The 295-nt window shown below is 60.7% G+C and carries 1 pseudogene; it reads right to left on the bottom strand.

From position 1 onward, the window contains the following. A pseudogene (locus H6B10_RS16045) lies at positions 1-295 on the bottom strand (HD domain-containing protein); the annotation flags it as partial.

Genomic DNA, 295 nt, shown 5'->3' with positions numbered 1-295 from the left:
ACCGCCGGACTCACAGGGCTTTGCCGCAGTGCTTCGGTGGTCACATTGTAAATCTCCTCCATGGGCACTTCTACGTTTACGCGCAGGATGTCAACCTTGTCGGCGTCCCGCAAAATCTGGCAGAACAAAAGGGTGCGCTGGTCCAGTTCGGCGGGCAGCCGGTAGGCACTGTGCCACGCCACGGCGGTGCGCAGCAGTTCATCCTCGTCGGCATCGTCCAGGTAATCCCGGATATGCCCTTCCTCAAACAGAACGCGGGCACTCATGGCGGCGTGGTCGATGGACTGGGCATCGT

The sequence above is a fragment of the Gemmiger formicilis genome, assembly GCF_016901605.1.
GTDB classification, from domain to species: Bacteria; Bacillota; Clostridia; order Oscillospirales; family Ruminococcaceae; genus Gemmiger; species Gemmiger formicilis_B.
The sequence above is the reverse complement of the archived record's forward strand: the minus strand, read 5'-3'. Positions and strand labels throughout refer to the sequence as shown.